The organism is Citrobacter sp. Cs237 (genome assembly GCF_030332325.1).
GTDB classification, from domain to species: Bacteria; Pseudomonadota; Gammaproteobacteria; order Enterobacterales; family Enterobacteriaceae; genus Citrobacter_A; species Citrobacter_A sedlakii.
This window is the reverse complement of record NZ_JAOWIB010000093.1, coordinates 416403-441786: the sequence shown is the minus strand read 5'-3', so window position 1 is coordinate 441786 and position 25384 is coordinate 416403. Positions and strand designations below refer to the sequence as shown.

At 55.2% G+C, this 25384-nt stretch carries 25 protein-coding genes; 8 read left to right on the top strand and 17 right to left on the bottom strand.

The window, feature by feature from the left end:
- From dbpA to OGY07_RS06530, 4 genes are all read right to left on the bottom strand, one after another.
- Complete coding sequence (dbpA, locus tag OGY07_RS06545; RefSeq protein WP_286599419.1) at nucleotides 1–1374, bottom strand: ATP-dependent RNA helicase DbpA; 1374 nt, start codon at nucleotides 1372–1374, stop codon at nucleotides 1–3.
- 28 nt (nucleotides 1375–1402) lie between these two features.
- The gene (gene ynaL, locus OGY07_RS06540) at nucleotides 1403–1573 is read right to left on the bottom strand and encodes a proline-rich small protein YnaL (RefSeq protein WP_373322593.1); all 171 of its coding nucleotides are present in this window, start codon (nucleotides 1571–1573) and stop codon (nucleotides 1403–1405) included.
- Between the two features lie 286 nt (nucleotides 1574–1859).
- Nucleotides 1860–2843, bottom strand: coding sequence for a zinc transporter ZntB (gene zntB / locus OGY07_RS06535; protein ID WP_042283273.1), 984 nt, complete (start codon nucleotides 2841–2843; stop codon nucleotides 1860–1862).
- 89 nt (nucleotides 2844–2932) lie between these two features.
- The gene (locus OGY07_RS06530; RefSeq protein ID WP_286599416.1) at nucleotides 2933–4054 is read right to left on the bottom strand and encodes a methyl-accepting chemotaxis protein; all 1122 of its coding nucleotides are present in this window, start codon (nucleotides 4052–4054) and stop codon (nucleotides 2933–2935) included.
- A gap of 504 nt (nucleotides 4055–4558) precedes the next feature.
- Here OGY07_RS06530 and OGY07_RS06525 point away from each other — a divergent pair.
- Nucleotides 4559–5788, top strand: coding sequence for a sensor domain-containing diguanylate cyclase (locus OGY07_RS06525; RefSeq protein WP_042283277.1), 1230 nt, complete (start codon nucleotides 4559–4561; stop codon nucleotides 5786–5788).
- Between the two features lie 43 nt (nucleotides 5789–5831).
- Here OGY07_RS06525 and pcaC read toward each other — a convergent pair whose 3' ends face one another.
- From pcaC to OGY07_RS06495, 6 genes are read right to left on the bottom strand one after another with little or no spacing between them, the layout of a single operon-like run.
- Entirely contained in the window at nucleotides 5832–6221 is a 390-nt protein-coding gene (gene pcaC / locus OGY07_RS06520; protein ID WP_060571255.1) for a 4-carboxymuconolactone decarboxylase, read from the bottom strand.
- Complete coding sequence (pcaD, locus tag OGY07_RS06515; RefSeq protein WP_211935707.1) at nucleotides 6211–6975, bottom strand: 3-oxoadipate enol-lactonase; 765 nt, start codon at nucleotides 6973–6975, stop codon at nucleotides 6211–6213. The genes pcaC and pcaD overlap by 11 nt, the downstream gene beginning before the upstream one ends.
- The gene (locus OGY07_RS06510; protein ID WP_286599410.1) at nucleotides 6953–8317 is read right to left on the bottom strand and encodes a 3-carboxy-cis,cis-muconate cycloisomerase; all 1365 of its coding nucleotides are present in this window, start codon (nucleotides 8315–8317) and stop codon (nucleotides 6953–6955) included. Before OGY07_RS06510 ends, pcaD begins: the two co-directional genes overlap by 23 nt.
- 9 nt (nucleotides 8318–8326) lie before the next feature.
- Nucleotides 8327–9529, bottom strand: coding sequence for a 3-oxoadipyl-CoA thiolase (pcaF, locus tag OGY07_RS06505; RefSeq protein ID WP_181823126.1), 1203 nt, complete (start codon nucleotides 9527–9529; stop codon nucleotides 8327–8329).
- A gap of 9 nt (nucleotides 9530–9538) precedes the next feature.
- Nucleotides 9539–10195: a 3-oxoacid CoA-transferase subunit B gene (locus OGY07_RS06500; RefSeq protein ID WP_042283286.1), complete on the bottom strand. Its 657-nt coding sequence runs from the start codon at nucleotides 10193–10195 to the stop codon at nucleotides 9539–9541.
- 9 nt (nucleotides 10196–10204) lie between these two features.
- Complete coding sequence (locus OGY07_RS06495) at nucleotides 10205–10894, bottom strand: 3-oxoacid CoA-transferase subunit A (RefSeq protein ID WP_042283288.1); 690 nt, start codon at nucleotides 10892–10894, stop codon at nucleotides 10205–10207.
- A gap of 170 nt (nucleotides 10895–11064) precedes the next feature.
- On the opposite strand from OGY07_RS06495, the gene OGY07_RS06490 reads away from it, so the two are divergent.
- A complete protein-coding gene (locus OGY07_RS06490) occupies nucleotides 11065–11871 on the top strand; it encodes an IclR family transcriptional regulator domain-containing protein (protein ID WP_042284694.1) in 807 nt (268 codons plus the stop codon).
- Here OGY07_RS06490 and smrA read toward each other — a convergent pair.
- On the bottom strand, nucleotides 11868–12431 hold the full coding sequence (gene smrA / locus OGY07_RS06485; protein WP_042283291.1) for a DNA endonuclease SmrA: 564 nt from the start codon (nucleotides 12429–12431) through the stop codon (nucleotides 11868–11870). The two genes, OGY07_RS06490 and smrA, sit on opposite strands and share 4 nt — an antisense overlap.
- A 421-nt stretch (nucleotides 12432–12852) precedes the next feature.
- Between smrA and ogt the strand changes: the two genes are divergently transcribed.
- From ogt to uspE, 3 genes are all read left to right on the top strand, one after another.
- The gene (gene ogt, locus OGY07_RS06480; protein WP_042283293.1) at nucleotides 12853–13368 is read left to right on the top strand and encodes a methylated-DNA--[protein]-cysteine S-methyltransferase; all 516 of its coding nucleotides are present in this window, start codon (nucleotides 12853–12855) and stop codon (nucleotides 13366–13368) included.
- Nucleotides 13369–13561: 193 nt separating this feature from the next.
- Nucleotides 13562–14314, top strand: a complete 753-nt coding sequence (gene fnr, locus OGY07_RS06475) for a fumarate/nitrate reduction transcriptional regulator Fnr (protein ID WP_060571260.1) — start codon at nucleotides 13562–13564, stop codon at nucleotides 14312–14314.
- 151 nt (nucleotides 14315–14465) lie between these two features.
- Nucleotides 14466–15416, top strand: coding sequence for a universal stress protein UspE (gene uspE / locus OGY07_RS06470; RefSeq protein ID WP_042283298.1), 951 nt, complete (start codon nucleotides 14466–14468; stop codon nucleotides 15414–15416).
- Nucleotides 15417–15461: 45 nt separating this feature from the next.
- Here the strand turns inward: uspE and OGY07_RS06465 are convergent, their stop codons facing one another.
- Nucleotides 15462–15722: a DUF2534 family protein gene (locus OGY07_RS06465; protein ID WP_042283301.1), complete on the bottom strand. Its 261-nt coding sequence runs from the start codon at nucleotides 15720–15722 to the stop codon at nucleotides 15462–15464.
- A 263-nt stretch (nucleotides 15723–15985) separates the two neighbouring features.
- On the opposite strand from OGY07_RS06465, the gene OGY07_RS06460 reads away from it, so the two are divergent.
- Nucleotides 15986–16543, top strand: coding sequence for a LuxR C-terminal-related transcriptional regulator (locus OGY07_RS06460; protein WP_286599402.1), 558 nt, complete (start codon nucleotides 15986–15988; stop codon nucleotides 16541–16543).
- A 418-nt stretch (nucleotides 16544–16961) separates the two neighbouring features.
- Here the strand turns inward: OGY07_RS06460 and OGY07_RS06455 are convergent, their stop codons facing one another.
- Nucleotides 16962–18575: a peptide ABC transporter substrate-binding protein gene (locus OGY07_RS06455; protein ID WP_286599400.1), complete on the bottom strand. Its 1614-nt coding sequence runs from the start codon at nucleotides 18573–18575 to the stop codon at nucleotides 16962–16964.
- 183 nt (nucleotides 18576–18758) lie between these two features.
- Here OGY07_RS06455 and mpaA point away from each other — a divergent pair, with 183 nt between their 5' ends.
- Nucleotides 18759–19487 (top strand): murein tripeptide amidase MpaA, encoded by a 729-nt coding sequence (gene mpaA / locus OGY07_RS06450; RefSeq protein ID WP_286599397.1) that lies wholly within the window; start codon nucleotides 18759–18761, stop codon nucleotides 19485–19487.
- On the opposite strand, the gene ycjG is transcribed toward mpaA, so the two are convergent.
- Nucleotides 19462–20427, bottom strand: coding sequence for an L-Ala-D/L-Glu epimerase (ycjG, locus tag OGY07_RS06445; protein ID WP_286599394.1), 966 nt, complete (start codon nucleotides 20425–20427; stop codon nucleotides 19462–19464). The genes mpaA and ycjG overlap by 26 nt on opposite strands.
- 121 nt (nucleotides 20428–20548) lie before the next feature.
- Between ycjG and tpx the strand changes: the two genes are divergently transcribed.
- Nucleotides 20549–21055, top strand: a complete 507-nt coding sequence (gene tpx / locus OGY07_RS06440; RefSeq protein ID WP_042283311.1) for a thiol peroxidase — start codon at nucleotides 20549–20551, stop codon at nucleotides 21053–21055.
- Between the two features lie 106 nt (nucleotides 21056–21161).
- On the opposite strand, the gene tyrR is transcribed toward tpx, so the two are convergent.
- The 3 genes from tyrR to OGY07_RS06425 form a co-directional block, all read right to left on the bottom strand.
- Nucleotides 21162–22703 carry a transcriptional regulator TyrR gene (gene tyrR, locus OGY07_RS06435; RefSeq protein WP_060571265.1) on the bottom strand — a complete coding sequence of 514 codons (1542 nt, stop codon included), beginning with the start codon at nucleotides 22701–22703 and terminating at the stop codon, nucleotides 21162–21164.
- Between the two features lie 147 nt (nucleotides 22704–22850).
- Nucleotides 22851–23915 (bottom strand): YcjF family protein, encoded by a 1065-nt coding sequence (locus OGY07_RS06430; RefSeq protein WP_181823119.1) that lies wholly within the window; start codon nucleotides 23913–23915, stop codon nucleotides 22851–22853.
- Nucleotides 23912–25309: a YcjX family GTP-binding protein gene (locus OGY07_RS06425; protein ID WP_042284697.1), complete on the bottom strand. Its 1398-nt coding sequence runs from the start codon at nucleotides 25307–25309 to the stop codon at nucleotides 23912–23914. Before OGY07_RS06425 ends, OGY07_RS06430 begins: the two co-directional genes overlap by 4 nt.
- Nucleotides 25310–25384 lie beyond the last annotated feature (75 nt).

The window sequence follows — 25384 nt, the reverse complement described above, 5'->3', positions numbered from 1 at the left end:
TTACTTCAACAGGCGAACCCGACAGGACTTCCCTTTAATTTTCCCGTTCTGTAACTGCTTCCACGCCTTATGCGCCACCGCCTGACGCACCGCGACGTAGACATGCGCCGGGTGCACGGTAATTTTTCCAATGTCCGCGCCGTCCAGTCCCAACTCGCCAGTTAAAGCCCCCAGCACGTCGCCAGGACGCATTTTGGCTTTCTTCCCGCCGTCAATGCACAGCGTGATCATATCCGCCTCGAGCGGCATTAGCGTCACGTTCGTTGGCGCATCCTGCCAGTTCAGCGTTAACTGCAACATTTCCGAAAGGATATTGGCTCGCTGCGCCTCTGCCGGCGCACAAAAGCTGATCGCCAGACCGCTATTCCCGGCGCGGGCCGTTCGACCAATACGGTGCACATGGACCTCCGGGTCCCACGCCAGCTCGTAATTGACGACCAGTTCCAGAGACTTAATATCCAGCCCGCGCGCTGCCACATCCGTGGCGACCAGCACGCGTGCGCTGCCATTAGCAAAACGCACCAGCGTCTGATCGCGATCCCGCTGTTCCAGATCGCCATGCAGCGCCAGCGCGCTTTGCCCCGCTGCGTTCAGCGCATCGCATACCGCCTGACAATCTTTCCTGGTGTTACAGAACACCACGCAAGACTTTGGCTGATGCTGGCTGAGTATTATTTGCAACAGCGGAATTTTGTCCTGGGGAGCCGTTTCGAAGAACTGCTGTTCAATAGCCGGAAGCGCATCAACCGTATCGATCTCAATGGTTACCGGATTTCGCTGAACACGGCTGCTGATCGCGGCAATCGCCTCGGGCCAGGTCGCCGAAAACAGCAGCGTCTGGCGTGACGCAGGGGCAAAGCGAATCACCTCATCAATGGCGTCGCTAAACCCCATGTCCAGCATCCGATCCGCTTCATCCATCACCAGCGTCGAAAGCGCATCCAGCGAAACCGTGCCTTTTTGCAGATGGTCCAGTAGCCGTCCAGGCGTCGCCACAATGATGTGCGGCGCGTGCTGGAGAGAGTCGCGCTGCGCGCCAAAGGGTTGGCCGCCGCACAGGGTCAATATCTTGGTATTCGGCAGGAAGCGTGCCAGACGGCGCAATTCCCCCGCGACCTGGTCGGCCAGTTCACGTGTCGGGCATAACACCAGCGACTGGGTTTTAAACAGAGCGGCGTCGATATGCTGTAAAAGCCCAAGGCCAAACGCCGCCGTTTTACCGCTGCCGGTTTTGGCCTGAACCCGAACATCCTGCCCGGACAGAATCGCCGGTAGCGCGGCGGCCTGAACAGGCGTCATCGACAAATAGCCCAACTCGTTGAGGTTATCGAGCTGGGCGGCGGGCAGAACGTTCAGGGTTGAAAAAGCGGTCACAATTTAATCTCGCGGTAACGACTCACAGTCAGCAGGCGCGTATCCTCGCAGATCTGCGCCTGTGATGCGACAATTTAATCGGTTCTTCATCGGGCGGTGGATCGGGCATGGGCTGCGGACGCGGCACCGGGTCAGGAACAGGAACCGGATCGGTCGGTACAGGGTCGGAAAAACGAATTTCCAGTTTCAGGGACACCATCAGACGAGTCATTTTTGCCTCCGGTAGATCGTGGGCTCCCTTTTAGGGTAGTCGTTGATAACCTGCTGGCAAAAAAAAGCCGACTTATTTAAGTCGGCGTCGTACGAATCAATTGTGCTATGCAGTAATTCAAAAAAGGAAGTAAGACAATATGGAGCGCAACGCCCATCGCTTGACGTTGCATTCACCTGCGAGAATGATATTGCCGCGAACGGGCGCGATGTTTATTGACTTCGCTCAATTTTAAAGCCGTTTTAGCAGAAGAAATCTCTTAAAAGCCCCGTTTTTACAACCATTTACTACGATGCAACCATAAAGTAACACCACCAATCACAACCACTAACAGAATGCAAAAGATCGAAAAACCAAAACGCCATTCTCCCCCTGGAATACCCCCCAGATTGACGCCAAATAGCCCGGTCAGAAAGGTGCTGGGCAAGAATACCATTGCCATCAGCGACATCGTATAGGTCCGACGGGCCAGTGACTCTTGCATGACCTGCGCGATCTCATCCGCCATTACGCCGGTACGGGCGATACAGGCGTCGATCTCATCCAGTCCGCGACCCAGCCGGTCAGCAATATCCTGCATCCGGCGCCGCTGGTCATCGCTCATCCACGGCAAACGCTCGCTGGCGAGGCGCGCATAAACGTCACGCTGGGGGGCCATGTAGCGTCGCATGACAATCAGTTGCTTACGCAGCAGCGCAAGAAATCCCCGCGGCGGTATTTGCTGATCGAGCAGGTTGTCTTCGAGGTCGATGATCCTGTCGTGCAACTGTTCAATAAATTCGCTGGCATGGTCGGTTAACGCATCACAAACATCCACCAACCAACCGCCGCAGTCAACGGGACCGGTGCCTTCCTGCAGATCGCTCACCACGTCATCCAGCGCCAGCACTTTACGCTGGCGGGTGGAGACAATCAGCCGTTCATCCATGTACAGACGCATCGCCACCAGCTGGTCCGGACGTTCATCGGTGCTGCCGTTAATGCAGCGCAGGGTTATGAGCGTTCCTTCTCCCAGACGGCTGACGCGTGGGCGTAGGCTTTCCCCTGCCAGCGCGTCCCGAACATTGTTTGGCAGTAACGGCGTTGTGGCCAGCCACTGCGCGCTGTCGGGGTGCGTATAGTTAAGATGTAACCAGCAGGGATGCGCGCTGTCGATAAGATCGTTATCCTCCAGCGGCTTCACCCCGCCTTTGCCATCCAGCAACCAGGCAAACACCGCATCCGGCACACTCACTTCCGACCCTTTTATGGCTTCCATTTCGCCTCCCCTACGTCGCGCTTTTCTGGTTAGTCTAGCTATCGGCGTAGGTTAAGCAACTTCTCGTTATCCCATAATGCTGATATTTATCATGAAAACCTGGGCTGCCCGTGCTGTTGCGCCAACGTAGTGGTGGCAGATAAACGAAACTGCTGCGTCTTAGACTGCAACTCGACCACCTGCCGTTTCAATATTGCAGAAGAACCCGTTAATTCTTCTACCATCAGCGCATTGCTCTGGGTAACACTTTCCAGTTCGCTCATGGCCTGCGATATCTGGTTGATGCCTTTTTCCTGCTCCACGGTAGTGGCAGAAATTTCATGCATGAGCTGGCTTAATTGCCCTGCGCCCTGGACGATGATCTGCATATTTTTTTCTGTTTCGCTGACCACCTCCGCCCCCTGCCGAACATTTTTGTGGGTTTCTTCAATCAGCATTTTTATATTTTTCGCCGCTTCTGCGCTTCGGTGCGCCAGATTCCGGACCTCTGTCGCCACCACGGAAAATCCTTTTCCGTGTTCACCCGCGCGTGCCGCTTCTACGGCAGCATTTAACGCCAGGATATTGGTCTGAAAAGCAATATCGTCAATCAGCGTAATGATTTCCGTCATCTGCTGCGCGCAGTGCGCGATGGATTCCATATTATGTGAAACCTGCGCCATTAATTCGCTACCGTGATACGCGCACTGTTTTGACGTATCGGCCTGATGATTGGCCAGACGGGTGTTATCAGCATTATTACGGGTGCTCGCCGCCATTTCTTCCATACTGGCCGCGGTCTGAATCAGTGAGGACGACTGCTGCTCGGTTTTCACCGAAAGTTCCGCACTGCGGGCGGCGAGCTGTTCAGACAGCGACAGCGCGGTGTGAGAAGAATGGCGGATCTCACGCACCAGCGTCGCGATATTACCCGACAGGCTGTTAATTCCGGGAATGAGTCTTCCCGCACAGTTATTACCAAACGCAGGGATTATCACCCCCAGATTTCCGGCGGTGACTTCGGCAATACTTCGCTTAACCGTGTTGATCGGCGTGACAAGATATATTGTCATATACCACCATAAAAACAATAACGCTGTCAGCGAGATCACATTCGTTAAAACAACCAAGCGGATATTTGATGAGAAAAGTATATGAACAATATTGAATAACAGGAAAACGCCTACCAGGAAGCCAATAATAAACGTTCTGACACTCATGTTTTTTAACATTTCAGATCCGGGAGAAAATACATTGCAGGTGAATAGTTATATAGCATCAGGAAACACTATTTTCATCTGCTTTTCACATTGCGCCAACATTTACGATATACCATGGATAATTTCACTAAACGCCACTCCCCATCACCTTAATTTGCAGTAAGGACGCATAAAACACGGACAATCTGCTATTTACTCCTTTCCGTTGTTTTATACTTAAGCCACGCAATATCTCTGCGCAGATAATTTCATCAGCGCTTAACTGTTTAGTTTTTACTATTTTTAATTCCGCTTCTGTTTTTGCCTGCAGACAGCGATCCCCGTACGGCCATTTCAGCGCTGCTTTTTTTAGGCGTTGCCACGCCGTTTCCTCATGCGTAAGAGTGAAACCCTGCTAGATTAAAACTTGCGCACTTATCTGGCTCGCATATTGCCGCCGTCTCGCCACGCTTGCTTCTTGTTCTGTTTTTTTGCGCTTACGCAACATGTCATGATTAAAAAACAGGATCCATAAAAATGACCCACAACTTTAACGCTCTGGATTTATTGACCCTGCCTGTCTGGATCGTCTTTCCGCTCACGGGGGAAATGTTGTTTGCTAATCGCGCCGCCGCTGCGCTTATGCCGGAAAATGACTTCAATCAACTGCGTCAGGGCGCGTATTCTGTTCATGCGCGCCGCCAGCTCGCAGATTACATCACCGATTTACGCAGCCGCCGGGATATTATCGAAATCCTGACCGTAAGCCGTGACAATACGCCGGGCACCCTCTCGTGCCGTCTTTCGTTAAGACAACTGCCTGACGATCGCGAGGTGATTCTGTTTGAAGGGATAGATATCTCGACCGTTCAGGGGTTAAAAGCGAGCCGTTCGGTGGCCTACCAGCGCAAAAAACAGGGATTTTATGCCCGTTTTTTTCTGACCAACACCGCGCCTATTCTGCTGATTGATCCCTCGCGCGATGGACTGATTGTCGATGCCAATCTCGCGGCGCTCAATTTCTACGGTTACAGCCTTGAGGCGATGTGTCAAAAGCATACCTGGGAAATTAATATGCTGGGACGACAAATCTTACCCATCATGCATGAAATTGCCCGGTTGCCCGGCGGCCATAAGCCATTACATTTTGTGCACAAGATGGCGGACGGCTCTCCCCGTCATGTCCAGACCTATGCGGGGCCAATCGAAATCTACGGCGATCGCTTGATGCTATGCATTGTCCACGACATTACCGAACAAAAACGGCTGGAAGAGGCGCTGCACTATGCGGCATTACACGATGCGCTGACCGGTTTACTTAATCGCCGCCAGCTTTATCTCCTGACTGACCCCGAACAGAGAACCCCATTTTCCCTGGCGCAGGATTACAGTCTCCTGCTCATTGATACTGACAGGTTTAAGAGCATTAACGATATGTACGGGCATTTAAAGGGTGATGAAGTACTCTGCGCGCTGGCGAACTGCCTTCAGCAGAGCGCGCGCCAGGGCGATCGGGTTTTCCGTTGGGGCGGCGAGGAGTTTATTCTGCTGTTGCCGCGCACGCCGCTGGATGATGCGCTTTTACTGGCGGAAGCGATTCGCGCGTCGGTGGCAAAGCTCACGCTGTTGGGCCTGCCGCGTTTTACGGTGAGTATTGGCGTGGCGCAACATGAACCAAATGAAAGCCTTGATGACCTGTTTAAACGCGTTGATGCTGCCTTATACCGGGCCAAAAACGCAGGGCGCAATCGGGTACTCGCAGCCTGACAGAGACATTTCCGGCGACGCTTCAGGTCGCCGGCAGCGTGTCTTACAGACCGGCGGCATCACGCTCATCGAAAACCTGCTGCGCCAGATGCAGCGTAGCGTTGGCGGCAGGTAGACCACAATAGAGCGCGGAATGCATGATCAGTTCTTTCAGTTCTTCCCGCGTCGCCCCGTTATTAAAAGCAGCATGCAAATGCATCTTCAACTCCGCTTCCCGGTTGAGCGCTATCAGCATCGCGATGGTGATGAGGCTGCGCGTATGGCGTTCCAGCCCGGGACGGCTCCAGATGTCTCCCCAGGCATAGCGGGTAATAAAATCCTGAAAATCGGCGTTAAGCGAGGTCAGGTTTTTCACGGTGCGATCGACATGCGCATCGCCCAGTACGCTGCGACGCACCTTCATGCCTTGTTCAAAACGGTCTTCATCCTGCATTCTGTCCTCCCAGGAATGACAGCAGCGCCGCGTTCACCGCGTCTGGCGCCTCAATCGTGGATAAATGCGACGCCTTCACCACGACCATCGTTGAACCCGCAATGCGCTGGTGCATATACTGCGCATCGGCCACGGTGGTCACCGGATCGTCATCTCCGGCAATAAGCAAAACCGGGCGCTGAATGTCGGCTATCTCATCACGCATATCGGCGGTCGCCAGCGCATCACAACAGGCGGCATAGCCTTGCGCGGACGATTCTACGAGCTGCTGACACAGGTCGGCCACGGTCTCTGCTGACGCCAGACGAAACGGCAGACTAAACCAGCGCTCAGGCGCGCTGTCGGCAATCGCGGAGAGACCGCTGGCGCGGACCTGCTGCGCCCGGTCGCGCCAGCCGGCTTCATTACCTATCCGCGCCGCGCTGTTTATCACGGTCACACTGCGCATTCGTTGCGGCTGATGGCATGCGAGCCATAAACCGGTCAGCCCGCCCATTGAAATACCGCAAAAATGTGCTGTCGGGATGTCCAGATGGTCCAGAAGCGCAATCACATCCTGCCCGAGCCGCGCGAGGTCAGTTTCTCCCCGTTTACGCGTTTCGCCGTGTCCATGCGTGTCGTAACGCAGCACCCTGTAATGCGCGGTTAACGCCGCCATCTGTGGTTCCCACATGGTCAGCGTCGTACCCAGTGAATTCGATAACACCACCACCGGGGCGTTATCCGGCCCTTCAATCTGAAAGTTCAGTTCCATGCCGCCGCTCCTCATAGCGCGTAAGTACGCGCTGGACAAAGTGTTCTGCGCTGCCAGTAGCCTGCGCCGGGTCAAGCAGCGCTGTTAAACGAGATTTATCAACATGCGCGGTCACGCGTGGTTCATCGACCAACACCGACAGCAGAGAACACCGCTTTTCTATTGCACGATGGCAAAGATCTTCCATCAAATGATGCGCTTCTTGTTTACCGACAAACGCTGCGAGCGCCAGGGTCACCGACTCCGCCATCATCAGGCCATGCGTGATCTCCAGGTTCTCAAGCATCTTTTGCGGGCAGACCTGCATCCCTTCCACCAAGTGTTGCGTTTCCTGCATCGCGTGACCGACCAGCATGATGATTTCCGGCAAGACTTCCCATTCGGCCTGCCAGCCGCCGAGCGCCCGTTCATGTTGTTGAAGCTGACTGCTGTAGAGGGTTGCCATCAGCCCCGGCGTTCGTTGCATCGCGGTCAGAATGGCGGCGCAGCTGACCGGGTTACGCTTATGCGGCATAGTGGAGGAACCGCCACGTCCGGCGGTAACGGGTTCGCTCACCTCCGCCACTTCGGTCTGCATCAGCAGTGCGAAATCCTGAGCGAATTTGCCCAGCGTTCCGCCGATCCCGGCATACCACGCGGCCACTTCCAGCATACGATCGCGCTGCGTATGCCAGGGCGTATCCGGCAGCGTAAGGGCCAGCTCCTGCGCCAGACGCGACGCCACCGGCAGCGCGTCCTGCCTGAGCGACGCCAGCGTGCCCGCCGCGCCGCCGAACTGGACCACCAGCACACGCGGAAGCAATTGCTGTAAGCGCTCCTGCCAGCGTAATAACGCGTCGAGCGTTCCGGCAAGTTTCAGACCCCACGTCACCGGCAACGCCTGCTGCATCCAGGTCCGTCCCGGCATGACGGTTTGCTGATAACGCGATGCCTGGCTGGCAACGGTATCCACTAACCGTGCGAGATGCGCACGGGTTGCGTTCAGCGCCGCGCGCAGTTGCAGCACCATCCCGGTGTCAATAACGTCCTGACTGGTAGCGCCCCAATGTACGTAGCGCGCCGCGTCAGGATCATCGGCTTTTACCTGTGCGGTTAACTGTTTGACTAAGGGGATTGCCAGATTTCCCGCCGCACGCGCCGACTCTGCCAGCGTGTCCGCATCAATACGTTCTGCGCGACAGGCACGGACGATCGGCCCGGCGGCGGCGGCAGGGATCACGCCGCAAGCCGCCTGCGCCCTTGCCAGCGCGGCTTCAAAGTCGAGCATCCCCTGGATCACTTGCTGCTCTGAGAATTCTGCCGTCAGCGCCGTTCCGCGCATTAACGGGGTTAACAAATGCATTTCTGCTCCTTAAACCCTTTCGATTATCAGCGCGATGCCTTGTCCAACGCCGATACACATCGTGCAGAGACCATAACGCCCACCGGTTCGCTGTAGCTGATACGCTGCGGCCATCGCCAGCCTTCCCCCGGATGCTCCCAGCGGATGCCCCAGCGCAATCGCGCCGCCATTCGGATTCACCTGCGCGGCCTCATCAGGCAAACCCAGATCGCGCATGACCGCCAGCGCCTGAGCGGCAAACGCTTCGTTAAGCTCAATGACGTCCATTTGTGCAAGCGTTAATCCGGTCAGCGCCAGCACCTTACGTACCGCGGGCGCGGGACCAAAGCCCATAATACGCGGCGCGACGCCTGCCGTCGCTACGCCAACAATGCGCGCCAGCGGCTGCAATCCCTGCTGCGCCATTGCCTGTTCGCTGGCAATAAGCAGCGCGCAAGCGCCATCATTAACCCCGGAGGCATTGCCTGCCGTCACCGAGCCATCAGGCCGCACGACGCCCTTCAGTTTTGCCAGCGCATCAGCCGAGGTGGCGCGTGGGTGTTCGTCGGCGCTGAATATCCGCGGCTCGCCCTTTCGTTGTGACACCGTCACAGAAACCAGCTCACGGTCAAAAAGCCCCTGCTCCTGAGCCGCCGCTGTACGTTGCTGGCTGCGCAGGGCAAACGCATCCTGATCGGCTCGCGAAATGGCAAATTGTTGTGCGACGTTTTCTGCCGTTTCTGGCATCGAATCCACGCCATATCGCGCCTGCATTTGCGCATTGATAAAACGCCAGCCAATGGTGGTATCTTCCATTTTCATGCTGCGGCTAAAGGCGCTTTCCGCCTTCCCCATAACAAACGGCGCGCGCGACATGCTCTCGACGCCGCCAGCAATCATCAGCTGCGTCTCTCCGCTCTTGATCGCCCGCGCGGCAATGCCTATCGCATCAAGACTGGAGCCGCAAAGCCGGTTCACCGTGCTGCCCGGCACGCTTTCCGGCAACCCCGCCAGCAGCAACGCCATTCGTGCCACGTTACGGTTATCTTCCCCTGCCTGATTCGCACAGCCGTAGATCACATCATCAATCGCCGCCGGATCGAGATTCGGATGGCGCGCCAGCAGAGCTTTCAACGGAATGGCCGCCAGATCGTCCGCCCGTACGCTCGCCAGCGTCCCGCCGAAGCGACCAAACGGCGTACGCACCGCATCGCAGATAAATGCCTGATTCATCTTAGTTCCTTATGCGCTTTGCGCCAGCTGTTCAAACCCCAGCGTCACCGGCGTGATACGCTGCAGCTCTTCAAATGAGAGTCCGTTGAAAATTTCCCTCGCCACGGGGCCTTTTTCGGTAATGTCGATTACCGCCAGGTCGGTGTAAATACGACTGACACATCGCATTCCGGTTAACGGATAGGAACAGTGCTCTACCAGCTTACATTCTCCCTCGCGGGTTAAGTGATCCATCATCACGAACACCTGACGCGCGCCGATCGCCAGATCCATCGCCCCCCCTACCGCCGGGATCGCATCGGGTGCGCCGGTGCTCCAGTTCGCGAGATCCCCTGATGCAGAAACCTGATATGCCCCCAGTACGCAGATATCAAGGTGACCGCCGCGCATCATGGCGAACGAATCGCCATGATGGAAATAACAGCCGCCCTGCAGCAGGGTGACATACTCTTTTCCGGCATTGATCAGTTCGGGATCCTCCTCACCCTCCGCAGGCTTCGGTCCCATGCCGAGCAGACCGTTTTCGCTGTGCAGGAAGATTTCTTTGTCTGCGGGCAGGTAGTTGGCGATCCGCGTAGGCAAGCCAATACCAAGATTGACGTAAGCCCCTTCGGGAATATCCTGCGCCACGCGTTTCGCCATTTCATCCCGTGATAATCTTTTCATTTTTCCTCCTCAGGCACGCAGCGCTGTTTCTGCCAGGTTTTCCAGCGAAAATACGCGCTGGACAAAAATGCCCGGCGTAATGATATGTTCAGGATCGAGTTCGCCCAGCGGAACCAGTTGATTCACTTCGACGATAGTGGTGTGCGCGGCCGTCGCCATGATCGGTCCAAAATTCCGCGCCGCTTTGCGGTACACCAGGTTTCCCCAGCGGTCAGCCCGGTGCGCTTTAATCAGCGCGAAATCGGCTTTTATCGGATATTCAAGCACATAGTTTTTACCATCAATGCAGCGGGTTTCTTTACCCTCCGCCAGCGGGGTGCCATAGCCCGTTGGGGTATAAATTGCGCCAATTCCGGCACCGGCTGCCTGGATCCGCGCCGCCAGATTCCCCTGCGGCACCAGCTCCAGCGTCACCTCTCCGTTACGGTATAGCCCGTCAAAAATCTGCGAGTCCACCTGGCGCGGAAAAGAGCAGATCATTTTACGCACCCGTTTCGCTTTCAGCAGCGCCGCGAGCCCCACTTCGCCGTTACCCGCATTGTTGTTGATGATAGTGAGATCCCGGGCCCCCTGGTCTATCAGAGCGTCAATCAGCCGGGTGGGCTGCCCCGCCGTACCAAATCCACCAATCATGATGGTGGCGCCATCCGGGATCCCGGCAATGGCCTCCTCCAGCGAAGGCACACTCTTATCAATCATCTGGTCGCTCCTTGTTGTGCGTATTTCGCACGTTTTTGCGTTGTTCGCACAAAATGTGACCCACTTAACGAAGCCAGGCAAGGGCGATAATCGAAATATGGTGCGATAATCGAACGATGTGTATATTTGTGCGAAGAATGTGATCGATGGCGAACAATGAGGGAAAAACAGTGGAAAAACATCCGGACGATCGTCTGAGCAACGAAGCCGACCCGTTTAAGGGCGACCCGAATTTTATGGCCTCGCTGGCACGCGGGCTGGAGGTGATTCAGGCGTTTACGCCGCAGCGCCGGGTGATGTCGATATCGCAGATCAGTCAGAAGACCGGCATTCCACGCGCAGCGGTACGCCGCTGTCTGTATACGTTGGGTAAACTGGGGTTTGTCTATGCTGAAGACGGTAAAAATTTTGAACTGCGCCCCCGGATCCTGGCGCTGGGGCATGCTTACCTCGCCTCGACGCCGCTGGCGCGCGCCACGCAGCCGGTACTCAAGCATCTGAGCGATATGCTCAATGAATCCTGCTCCATCGCCACGCTGGACGGCGACGATATTCTCTATATTGCCCGCGCCTCCAGTTCGCGGATCATGACCATCGATCTGGACATTGGCAGCCGCCTGCCCGCGTGGTCTACCTCAATGGGCCGCGTACTGTTAAGCCACCTTTCGGAAGATAAACTGAATGATATGCTGGGAAGAATCACCATGATTCGCTACACCTCGCAAACCGTCGATTCTGTTTCGGCCCTGCGCGCGGAGCTAAAAAAAGTGCGGCAACAGGGCTACGCGCTTAACGATCAGGAACTGGAGATGGGACTACGGTCAATTGCCGTACCGTTAATTAACGCCCAGGGACAGGTACAGGCAGCGTTGAATGTGGGCGTCCATGCCGGACAGGTTTCCGCGGAGGAACTGCGGACCCGGGTACTGCCAGAACTGCAAAAAGCCGCGCAGGAGCTGTCGCTGTTGCTACATTAACGGCTGCGTTTGGCGTGGCGTTCCCAGTTCTCCTGTTTTGCCTGTGCGGTTTTACGCAGCGCCACGTAACAGGCGCCGCTGCCGCCGTGGTGCGGCAGCGCCGTACAGTACGCCTGCACATCATCAAATTCGGTCAGCCAGCGCGCCACATAGCTGCGCACGATATTCGCGTGCGAGTGATCGTCCCGCCCTTTACCGTGAATGATGAGCACATTACGTAAGCCATCCTGCAAAGACTGGAGAATAAAGCGGAACAATTGCTGGCGACAGACTTCCACCGGCTGGCGCAATAAGTTCAGGCTGGCCTGCTGACCGTATTTTCCGCCACGCAGTTTGTCGAGCACGCCCTGCTGTAGCCCCTCGCGGCGAAATTCCAGCGGCTGCGCCAGCGGGACAATGTCCAGAAAACCGGTGGTGAGGAAATTATCAAGCTGCAGCGTGTCGATACGCTGCGGCTTACGCGCGTTGCGCACCGGCTGCCAGTGAACGTCTGTACAACGTTTGAGAGGCTGGACATCCTCCATGGCGTCAAGAAACAGCGCTTTGTCGTCAAGGTTCATGCTTCATCCTCCCGTTTTTAAGACAACCGTTATCATAACCGTCCCCCTGAATAGCGACAATGGTTTACAGAAGTTTCCAGTAAGCGACGATGAATCCCTGTTTGTCCGTGCTATCAGCGCAGAATTTTAACGGGTGATACACTCCCAGTTTATCCGCAATTAAACTATCTGATTTAACTTATGATTTTTTAAAATCAATCACTAATACCGGCTGGACCCCCAACACCGCTCTTGCTATAAGTCATTACCCGCATTCAGGAAAACATCCGGGATTACTTAAGGAAATACTGCTGTGTGTACTGTAGAGTCTGGCGATGTCGACAGACTCTTTTTTTTATCCCAAATCAGGGGTATAGCGGCATGGAAGTTCGCCATGCTAGATTGATGACGGCTAATTAGCGGTACTGATACGAGGCGTCGAATGCTGACACTACTGGAAGATAAAATTGCGACCCCGCTGGGACCATTGTGGATCCTCTGCGACGAACAGTTCCACCTGCGCGCCGTGGAATGGGAACAGCATAGCGACCGAATGGAACAACTGCTGGATATTCATTATCGGGCCGGGGGGTATTCCCGCATCCCGGCGAAAAACCCCGGCGGGCTGGCCGATAAACTGGCTGACTATTTTGCCGGGAATATTGATGTGATTGACACTCTCCCCACCGCAACCGGCGGAACGCCCTTCCAGCGCGACGTCTGGCAGATGTTACGCACCATTCCAAAAGGACAGGTGATGCACTATGGTCAGATGGCGGAACAGCTTGGTCGCCCCGGCGCGGCGCGCGCGGTGGGCGCAGCCAATGGCTCGAATCCCATCAGTATTGTGGTGCCTTGCCATCGCGTCATTGGCCGAAATGGCGCCCTGACCGGCTACGCTGGCGGTGTACAGCGCAAAGAGTGGTTACTGCGTCACGAAGGCTATTTGTTACTCTGAGTCCAGGCAATTCGTGCCTTCTTGCTCACACTTTTGCGTAAAGATGCCTCACTCAAGGTGAGGTTTTTCAACAAGATAGAAATATTTTCCGCTCACTTTCCGGAATTATCCGCTATTGCGCTCTGCTCAGACTTACGTGCCCACCAAAAAGATGTTAAAATTGACAAATATCAATTACGGCTTGAGCAGACCTATGATCCCGGAAAAGCGAATTATACGGCGCATTCAGTCTGGCGGTTGTGCTATCCATTGCCAGGATTGCAGTATCAGCCAGCTTTGCATCCCGTTCACACTTAACGAGCATGAGCTTGATCAGCTTGATAATATTATCGAGCGTAAAAAGCCGATCCAGAAAGGGCAAACCCTGTTTAAAGCAGGTGATGAGCTGAAATCGCTCTACGCCATTCGTTCCGGTACGATCAAGAGCTACACCATTACCGAACAAGGTGACGAACAGATTACCGGCTTCCACCTCGCGGGCGATCTGGTTGGCTTCGACGCTATCGGCAGTGGCCATCACCCAAGCTTTGCACAGGCGCTGGAAACCTCAATGGTCTGTGAAATCCCGTTTGAAACGCTGGACGATCTGTCAGGCAAAATGCCCAATCTGCGTCAGCAGATGATGCGCCTGATGAGCGGCGAAATCAAAGGCGACCAGGATATGATCCTGCTGCTGTCAAAGAAAAACGCGGAAGAGCGCCTGGCGGCATTTATCTATAACCTTTCTCGTCGTTTTGCCCAGCGTGGCTTCTCACCGCGCGAGTTTCGTCTGACCATGACCCGCGGCGATATCGGTAACTACCTCGGCCTGACTGTCGAAACCATTAGCCGTCTGCTGGGGCGTTTCCAGAAAAGCGGCATGCTGGCAGTAAAAGGCAAATACATTACCATCGAGAACAGCGAGGCGCTGGCGGTGCTTGCCGGTCACACGCGTAACGTCGCTTAATCTTTCCGCAACTTCTCCAGAAACCCTTCTGTCGAATCGCTAAATTTTCCTGATTTATTGATCTGACAGAAGGTTCTTCCCTGTTTCATTTCTCGTTATTGGGTTACTCTTTTAGTTACAGACTGCGGTGACAGTTGTAAGGAGACCCTGTATGGCTATGTATCAAAACATGCTGGTGGTTATCGATCCGAATCAGGACGATCAACCTGCGTTACGGCGTGCGGTTTATTTGCATCAACGGATTGGTGGCACCATAAAAGCCTTCCTGCCGATCTATGACTTTTCATACGAAATGACGACCCTGCTGTCGCCAGACGAGCGTACGGCAATGCGCCAGGGCGTCATCAGCCAGCGGACCGCATGGATCCGCGAACAGGCGAAATACTATCTCGAAGCAGGCGTTCCGATTGACATTAAAGTGGTCTGGCACAACCGTCCCTTTGAAGCCATCATTCAGGAGGTCATCAGCGGCGGACACGATCTGGTGCTAAAAATGGCCCACCAGCACGATAAACTGGAAGCGGTGATCTTCACGCCGACCGACTGGCATTTATTGCGTAAATGTCCGAGCCCGGTATGGATGGTCAAAGACCAGCCGTGGCCAGAAGGCGGGAAAGCGCTGGTGGCGGTGAACCTTGCCAGCGAAGAACCTTATCACAATGCGCTGAACGAGAAACTGGTTAAAGAAACCCTGCAACTGGCCGAGCAGGTCAACCATACCGAAGTACATCTGGTTGGCGCCTATCCGGTCACTCCCATCAACATTGCTATTGAACTGCCCGAGTTCGACCCCAGCGTGTATAACGATGCGATTCGCGGTCAGCACCTGTTGGCGATGAAGTCTCTGCGCCAGAAATTCAGTATCGATGAAAAAGTCACCCACGTAGAGAAAGGATTACCGGAAGAGGTGATCCCGGATCTGGCTGAACATTTGCAGGCGGGGATTGTGGTGCTGGGCACCGTGGGGCGTACCGGTATCTCCGCCGCGTTTCTTGGCAATACCGCGGAACAGGTTATCGATCATCTGCGCTGTGACCTGCTGGTCATCAAACCCGATCAGTATCAGACTCCGGTAGAACTCGACGACGACGAAGACGATTAACCGTCAGATTTATAAGCGAAAGGCCCGAATGTCGGGCCTTTTCTTTTACGGTTTGTCATCCCCACCGAGGAAGTAAATCCCCAGCGGTATCGCCAGTAAAATCGTAAAGACCAGGCTGTAGACACAAATCATCGATGACTGGATGACGTACATTGATGTCGTCCAGTCCGCCAGCGGTATGTCGTACTGCTCAATCACCCCGCCAATGGTTGCACGCGTGACGACAGTCGCAGCGATGATGAATACGCCAAGCAGGCAAAGCAGGAATTTTTTTCCTCTCGCCGTCTTAAGCTTTCTCATGATCATGACGATCTCCTTCTGTAAGTGAAAGCTCCGTTACTTGTGCGTAACAATACCATGACATTGTGCTAAAGTCTGCTGTCATGTTCCGTCTCTTTACATTACATCCCTGTCAAATATTCAGTTTGGTTACAAACAGTCTGTCCATAATTGGATAATTAAAGCATTGCTATCCTATTTTCTACCCTCCAGAATAATCACTATCGGGGTGAACTTTTCATTAAAGTTGTCTCACATGTAATCTTATTTATGTCTATGGGTGATTGGGTATGGCGGAGATTTTTATTCAGGGCGACGATCATTACGCCCGAGTAGCCGTTGAGCATTTGGTAGCAAAAATAATAAATCATAATTCAAAAGCGTTAAATCCCGGTGCCAGTATAGCGGTTTTCATCTTTGACAAATCGTGGATTGACGTATCAGAACTAAAAGCGCTGACCGCGTGTAATGCGGAACGTATTTTAATTATTGGCAATCCTCAGCTGTTAAATTTTTTGTCACTGAAAGTGGACGATCGCAAGATGTTCTATTGTGAGATCAATATGCCCCTTGTAACCATTGAAGCCAGACTGTCTCTGCTGTTACGTAAAAGAAAAATTGCTATCCCTTTGTGCAAGGTGAGAAGCCCCAAAGAGCCACAAAAGATGCTCAACTGGAAGGAATTCATGATCATTTCACTGTATATCAGCGGCATTTCCGTCAGGGGAATCGCAGGCGTAATGCAACTGGACAGTAAAACGGTTTATACCTATAAAAGTCTGGCGATGCGCAAAATGGGACTGCGTAATAAAGTGAGTCTGGTCAGGCACTGGTGTCACTATCATTAATATACCGCCTCAGTGATTTTTCACTGAGGCGTGCTTGCATGTCATCCAAATATGAACGCCTCTTTTTTCCGCGCCTGAAAATAGATGAAGTCCATTATTAAACTGTTATTCTTTTGTGCTCTTACGACGCGTTTATTACGCTTAGCTGGCGAGTGATTAACGGAAACCGCTTCTGTTTGCGCTGACGGTATTATTTTTCTTGCATCGTTAACTCTGCAAACGGATTCATTTGATAATTAAGGAGTGCGGCGCGTTGCACGACTGTGTTACCTGTCTGTAGAAGCAGGAACGATCGCATTTGCGCCACTCTCTGTTGCGCGGCATGGGCAAACTGTGCCGCGACTGGCATGGCATCTCCCTGCCGGGGCGGGTACCTGAATAGCCCCTGTGTGACCAGTCAGAAACGCCATGCTTACATTCAGTGCTTCACGATATACATCGTCCGGCTGTAGGCCACATCTTCAGGGTTGGCGATCGGATACCCTTTCAACCAGGGTTTGATCAGCCGTCCGTTGGTGTACTGATAAATCGGGGCGATGGGCGCTTGTTCCATAAGAATTTTTTCAGCCGCATTGTAATCGGCGTTACGCGCCTGGGCCGTATTTTCCAGCGTGGCCTGGGTAAGCACTTTGTCATACGCCGGGTTATTGAAGCGCGAAATATTGCCGGAATGGGTCGACGTTAGCAGCGACAAAAATGTCGACGGTTCGTTGTAATCGCCAACCCAGGAGGCGCGAATAACGTCAAAATTGCCGGTGTTGCGGCTGTCGATATAGGTTTTCCATTCCTGATTTTGCAGTTTTACCTCTACGCCGAGATTTTTCTTCCACATCGAGGCCACTGCGATGGCAATCTTCTGATGATTTTCGGAGGTGTTATACAACAGCGTCAGCTTGAGCGGCTTCTGCGGTCCGTAACCCGCCGCGCGCAACAGCGTTTTCGCCTGCGCATTCAGCTCTTCCTGGCTCATTTGTTCGAATGGCGACGGCTCAGGTGTAAAGCCTGCGGTGACATCCGGCGTGAAACGCCAGGCCGGTTTTTCGCCCGTTCCTAACACTTTCCCGGCCATAATACGACGGTCAATGGTCATGCTCAGCGCCAGACGCACGCGGGAATCCGCCGTAGGGCCTTTTTGTGTATTGAACGCGTAATAGTAGGTCCCCAGCTGCGGTGGTGTATAAACCTGACCGGGAATGTCCTTAAGCAGCTTTTGATACATGTTTTTCGGAAAGGACTCGGTGATATCAATATCCCCTGCCAGATAGCGTTTTGTGGCGGCGGATTCCTGATTGATTGGCAGAAAAGTGACCTTTTGCAGAACCGTTTTCGCATTGTCCCAGTATTGCGTATTCGGCACGACCACCAGCTTTTCGTTCACCACCCTGTCCTTCAGCACGTAAGCGCCATTGCCGATAAGATGACCCGGTTTGGTCCAGTCCTTCCCACTTTCGACGTTGGCTTTTTGCACCGGATAAAACGCAAAGTTTGCCGTCAGATTGGCGAACCACGGCAGCGGTTTATCCAGCTGGACTTTCAGCGTACGGGCATCCACGGCGCTAACGCCGAGTTTGTCCGGCGTCGCTTTGCCATCAATAATCGCCTGCGCGTTGTTGATGCCTGCCAGCGCCGCGAACCATGCGAAAGGAGAAAGGGTCTTCGGGTCAACCAGCCGTTGCCAGCTGTAGACAAAATCCTGCGCGGTGACAGGTGTACCGTCAGCCCAGCGGGCGTTCTCACGCAGGGTAAATGTCCAGATGCGGTTATCGTTGCTTTTCCATTGAGTGGCGACGCCGGGGATGATTTCCCCCTTTTCGTTCTGATTCACCAGCCCTTCATAAAGATCGCGGATGACCTGGATCTCCGGCAGCCCTACTGCTTTCGCCGGATCGAGCGTTGCCGGTTCGTCTTTGATATGGCGAACCAGCTCCTGTTTCTCTGCCAGTACCGTACCGCCGGGAACCTCCGCAGCCCAGGAGTAAGAGATGCTGCTTACCATCAGCGCACAACAGGTGACTGCAACAGAGTGCTTCATACGATTCCCTCAAAACGGCTTATCATTAATGGCGTAATTATTTGTTTCGCCATAGGGAAATGCAAATACCTTCCGGCAAAAAATTGATATCACGACTAAATATCCGGACGCGTGAAATCAATTTGATTATCGGCAAAAATTGCACAACACTGCGAAGACTATCCTCAGCAATCCGAGACGCTTATGACCGTTACCCGCCCACGCGCCGAGCGCGGCGCATTTCCGCCCGGCACTGAACATTATGGTCGATCGCTGTTAGGGGCCCCGCTGATCTGGTTTCCGGCTCCGGCGGCAGATCGTGAAAGCGGTTTAATCATTGCGGGAACGCACGGTGACGAAAATTCGTCGGTGGTTACCCTTTCCTGCGCGCTGCGTACGCTGACGCCGTCACTGCGCCGCCATCATGTGATCCTTGCGGTGAATCCGGACGGCTGTCAGTTAGGGCTGCGCGCCAACGCCAACGGCGTCGACCTGAACCGCAATTTTCCCGCCGCGAACTGGAAAGCCGGGGAAACGGTTTATCGCTGGAACAGCGCCGCCTCTGAGCGCGATGTGGTGCTATTAACGGGAGACCATCCGGGTTCAGAGCCGGAAACGCAGGCGCTTTGCCAGCTCATTCATCATATTCATCCCGCGTGGGTGGTGTCGTTTCACGACCCGCTGGCCTGTATTGAAGATCCTGCCAGCAGCGAGCTGGGGGAATGGCTGGCGGAGGCATTTTCCCTGCCGCTGGTGACCAGCGTGGGCTATGAAACGCCCGGGTCTTTCGGCAGTTGGTGCGCGGACCTGAATTTGCATTGCATCACTGCGGAATTCCCGCCGATCTCAGCAGATGAGGCCAGCGAGACCTACCTCCAGGCGATGTCCAGTCTGCTGCGCTGGCACCCTAAAGATGCAATTGTCCTGTCGTAAAGTGCAGCGACGGCTCCACGTCAACGGCCAGCCAGGTGGGGCCATCGAGATCGGCATACGTGACCTGCGGCGTGAGCGGTAGCGCCGCGCCGATCGCCCGCGATGTACAGAGCATACAGCCCAGCATCAGCGAAAAACCCTGCGCGCGAGCCTCTGTCGCCAGCGCCAGCGCCTCGGTCAGCCCTCCGGTTTTATCCAGTTTTATGTTGATCATTTCATAGCGTCCGCGCAGCGCCTTGAGACTGCTGCGGGTATGGCAACTCTCGTCGGCACAGAGGGGTAAAGGATGGATAAAATTCTCCAGCGCAACGTCATCCTGGGCCGGGAGCGGCTGTTCAAGCATGGCCACACCGAGATCCGCTAACAGCTGGCAGCGCGCCGCCAGGCCTTCCGCACGCCAGGACTCATTGGCATCGACAATAAGCGTCGCCTCCGGCACAGCCGAACGAATCGCCACCATCCGCTCGCTAATCAACCTGTCATCCAGTTTCACCTTTAACAGTCGCGCGCCCGTTTCCCACAGTGCCGCCGCGCTGGCGGCCATCTGTTCTGGCGTACCGATCACCACCGTTTGCGCCGTGGTGATCTCCGCGTCCAGCGTGACGCCGGCAGCGTCGGCAAGCGTTTGCTGCTGCTGGCGAGCGCTAAGATCCCATAACGCGCAGTCAACGGCATTACGCGCCGCGCCAGCAGGAAGCACCTGCTGAACTGCTTGCCGGGTCAGTCCCTTTTCCAGTTGCGGAACGATACTCATGATTTGCGCAAGGACAGACGCGTCGCTTTCGCCGTAGCGCGGATACGGCGTGCATTCCCCGATCCCTCTCACGCCATTTTCTTCCAGTTCAACCACCACCACCCGCGCTTCACTTCGGCTGCCGCGGGCAATCACAAAGGGAGTGTGTAACGGCCAGGCTTCCTCGTATACCTTTACTGCTCTCATCTTTTCTCCTCATGCGAAAACGTGGTCGTTTGTGCGTTACGCAGAAATAGCGTTTGCCGTGTTATCGGCTGTTGGCATAAACTAGCTACGACGTTAACTATATGTAAACAGGAAGATAACCATGTCACAAACCGTACATTTCCAGGGCAACCCGGTTGCAGTCGCCAACGCCATTCCACAAGCGGGTAGCAAGGCGCAGCCTTTTACCCTCGTGGCAAAAGATCTGTCCGACGTCGCGCTGAGCCAGTATGCGGGCAAGCGTAAAGTGCTGAACATTTTCCCGAGCATCGATACCGGCGTTTGCGCGGCATCGGTACGTAAGTTTAACCAACTGGCCACCGAGATCGAGAATACCGTTGTGCTGTGCGTGTCTGCGGACCTGCCGTTCGCCCAGTCTCGCTTCTGCGGCGCGGAAGGCCTGAGCAACGTTGTTACGCTTTCTACCCTGCGCAACCCTGAGTTCCTGAAAAACTACGGTGTAGAAATCACCGATGGCCCGCTGAAAGGCCTGGCTGCGCGTGCCGTGGTGGTGATTGATGAGAACGACAACGTGATTTTCAGCCAACTGGTAAACGAAATCACTCACGAGCCTGATTATGCTGCGGCGCTGGACGTGCTGAAAGCATAATTGCCAACGGGTGCGCCGGATAGCGGTTGATGCTTAATCCGGCCTACCGGCGCCCCCACAGGCCTGATGCGGATAACGCAATCAGGCCTTCCAGAGCAATTCCCCTTTATTCTTCACCCTTCTTCTGACTCAGCCCATATTCCCGCAGCTTATTGGCGATAGCCGTATGCGACACGCCCAACCGTTTTGCCAGTTTGCGCGTGCTAGGATAGTTACGATAAAGCTGGGTTAACACCGAACGCTCAAAGCGGCTGGTGATTTCATCCAGCGAACCTTCCATTGCGTCTTCGCCTACCGCCACGGCGGAGGCGTCGTAATCCGGCAATAAAATATCCTGCGGCCGCAGTTCATAACCCTCAAGCTGGGTCAGCGCGCGATAAACGGCATTTTTAAGCTGTCGCACATTGCCCGGCCAACCGTAACGGGTCAGGACTGTGCTTAAGTCGGCAGAGAGTTTAGGACGCGGTACGCCCTGCTCGTCGGCAAAACGCGCCACGAACAGTTCGGTCAACGGCATGATGTCCTGCGGGCAATCGCGCAGCGGCGGCAGATTCAGGGTCAACACGTTAAGACGATAGTAAAGATCTTCCCGGAACACCCCTTTCTGCACCAGCTCAACAAGGTTTTTCTGGGTAGCGCAGATCACACGTACGTCAACGTGCACTTCGTGATCTTCTCCGACACGGCGGAACGTGCCGTCGTTCAGGAAGCGCAGCAGTTTAGTCTGCATCCGCGGCGACATCTCGCCAATCTCGTCAAGCAGGACAGAACCGCCGTTCGCCTGTTCGAAAAAGCCTTTTTTGCCTTCCGGCGCGTGACCAAACAGCTCACTTTCAACGGCGTCCTCGGGGATTGACGCGCAGTTGAGCGCCAGATAGGGTTTCCCCGCGCGCGGGCTGGCCTGATGGCAAGCATAGGCAAACAGATCTTTTCCCGTACCGGTATCGCCGGTAATCAGCAGCGGCGCGCTGAGGGTCGCCAGCTTACGCGCCTGCTCCACCACATGCTTCATTTTGGCGCTGACGGCGATGATCTGGCTGAACGCGCTGACGTCCTGCGTCGCCAGGTTTTGCAGCTGGCGGCCCATACGGATGGTCGAACGTAGCATCACTACCGCGCCGGTCAGCATCTGCTGCTCGGCTTCGCCCTGCAGATACACCGGGGTGATTTCCATCAGGAAATTCTGGCCGTTAATGACCACGTGCTCGTTATGCGAATTTTGCGGATTTCCCTCCAGCCAGCGCTGGAAGTTAAAACCGTTGATCAGTTGGGCAGCGGTATGATTGCGCATCCGCTCCAGGTTGAGCGCAAAAAGTTGACAGCTTGCCGGGTTCGCCATGTCGATTTTGCTTTTCAGATCGAGCGACAGAACCGGTTCCGGCAGGGCTTCAAGCAGCGCGCTCAGCGCCAGATGCTCTCGCTCAGAAGGCATCCACGGCACCGTTCGCACGTCCGTCACGCCGGATATACGGCGAATCTCCGCCATCAGGCTGCTGAAGTGATTGAACTCCAGTTCGGCAAAATTGAGGTAAATTCGCCCAATCGGATCTATCTCTATACCGCGTAAATCAATGCCGCGCAGCACCAGCAGGTCGAGTAATTCACGGGTCAGACCAAGACGGTCTTCACAAAAGACTTCCAGACGCATGGGGAGAACCTTCACCTGAATAAAGAACGTTAAATAAGATGATAAGCCAGGATTCGGATAGCAGGAAGGATTCTGTCAACAAATATTGACAGCATGATGGAAAAACAGGCGTTTCGGCGTAAAGATACGCGGTCAACGCCTGTCTGGTCAGGATTTTTCCCGGGCAGCGGCGTTTTTCTGCAAGGTCTCTTTCACCTGCCCAATAAGCTGACGACGAAAATCGCCCAGTCGCGGTTTATCATCCTCCATCCACGGCAGCGGGCGGCAAAGTTCCATCGCTTTGATGCCCAGACGCGCGGTCAGCAGTCCGGCGCCAATCCCCTGCGCGGCGCGCGTGGATAAGCGGGCGGCAAGATCCTGCGACATCCAGTCCATACCGACTTCTCGCACCAGTTCGCTGGCGCCGGCAAAGGCGATGTTCAGCAGGACCAGACGGAACAGACGCAAACGGCTGTAATAGCCCAACTCAATGCCGTACAGCGCGGCGATACGGTTAATCAACCGCAGGTTACGCCAGGCGATAAACGCCATATCCACCAGCGCCAGCGGACTGACGGCGATCATCAGCGTAGACTCCGCCGCCGAACGGCTGATTTCACGTCTTGCCTGCGCATCCAGTACCGGTTGCACCAGATGCGCATACAGGCTGACGATCTCACGATCGTTCTGGGTCTCGTGTATCGAGGCGTACCACCGCTGTAGCGCCGGATGTGATTGATCGATTCCCGCCTGCCGGGCCAGCTTTTCACAAAACGCGCGGGCTTTCCCGGTTCCGTGGCTGTGCAGCAGTTCCCGGGCGTCGTCGCGTTCATGGGCGCGCTGGCGTAAGCGCCACAGACGTCGCCATTCCGTCGCCACAGAACCCACGCCCGCGCCGATAATCAATGCGCCGGCAGCGCACCCACCCAGCGCCACCCAGTCCTGAGTTTGCCAGGCATTGAGCGTCCACTGGACACCCTGGCCCACGACGCTGGCGCCAAACAGCGCCAGCCCGCCCATAACCATTTTGCGCCACAGGCTGCGTTTTGGGCGCAATGCTGCGTCAATCACCGCTTCGGCTTGCCCTTCTTCTTCCAGCGGTTCGTCGATGTTAGCCGGAGCGAAGCTTTGCGCCTGCGCCTCGCTAAACGTCTGTTGCGCCCTGAACACCGGATCCTGCTCCGGCTCAAGCGGACCGGCGAAATCGATACGCGGTTTTAACGGCTCGCTCATCGCAATTTATCTCCTATTAAAAATTCCAGCGCGGCATCCAGGCGAATGTGCGGCAGCGGTTTGTCGACATCCATTTTTTGCGGACGAAACGCCTCAAACTGAAAGCCCTGACTGTCCCAGAAAGCCTGCCCGGGCAGACGTGCGGGCACCTCACCTGGGTAGACAGTCAGCGGCGCGCCATCGCTTAAGCGATTTCCCCGCAGGGCCGGGATTTTTTCGCCGTTCACGTCAATCAGCCCGCTGGTGGTTGCCTGAACGGAAGCCAGCCCCAGACAGTCCATACTGATCCCCTCAAAGGCCGCGTTCTGCCAGGCGTCCTGAATCAGCTGTTGCAGGAGCGAGACCATATTGGCGTGCTGGTCGAGTGTCACGTGGTCCGCTTTGGTCGCCGCAAACAGCAGCTTATCAATCACCGGCGAAAACAGCCGCCGGAACAGCGTGCGTTGACCGTAATGGAAGCTTTGCATCAGTTGCGTTAAGGCCAGACGCATATCATTGAATGCGTGTGGTCCGCTGTTCAGCGGTTGCAGACAATCAACCAGGACAATCTGGCGATCGAAACGCAGGAAATGATTTTTATAAAACCCCTTTACGACCTTTTCGCAGTAATAATTGAAGCGTTCGCGCAGCATGCCGGCGTTGGTGTGTTTATCCGCCTGCGCCAGTTTTGACTCTCCCCAGGCATCGACGTCCGGCCACGGGAAAAACTGCAGCGCCGGCGCGCCGGCCATATCACCGGGCAGCACGAAACGGCCGGGCTGGATAAAATGTAGCCCTTCCTGCTTGCACTGGTGAAGGTAATCAGTCCAGGCGGCGGCAATCTCCGCCAGCCGGTTTTCATCGGCCTGCGCCAGGGGATCCAGCCCTTCGCTGAGCTTGCGCCACGTCGCCGACCATTCTGCGCGCTGCCCCTGAAGCAGCCCGGTCATTTGCCGCGACCAACTGAGGTAATCCTGCGCCAGCATCGGCAAGTCGAGCAGCCACTCCCCCGGGTAATCGACAATTTCCAGATACAGCGTTGATGTGTCTTTGAAATGACGCAGTAACGAGTCATTGGATTTGTAGCGCAGCGCGAGGCGAATTTCACTGACGCCACGGGTTGGCGTCGGCCAGGTCGGCGGCTCGCCATAAAGCTGCGCCAGCCCTTCATCGTAGGTGAAACGCGGAATGCCGAAATCACGCTGCGGCACCCGTTTTACGCCAAGCAGGCGTTCTTCACGCACCGCACTGAGCAAGGGCAAACGCGCCCCGGCATGAATGTTGAGCAGCTGGTTAACCAGCGCGGTGATAAACGCGGTCTTTCCGCTCCGGCTCAGTCCGGTAACCGCCAGGCGTAAATGCCGGTCGACGCCGCGATTGACCAGCGCATTGAGTTCATTGGTGAGTCTCTTCATCGCCATCCCGTTATGCCTGAAGGCCAGAAAAAATTATAACGTATACCGGTTATGATGGGGGCAGGTTGTTGATTA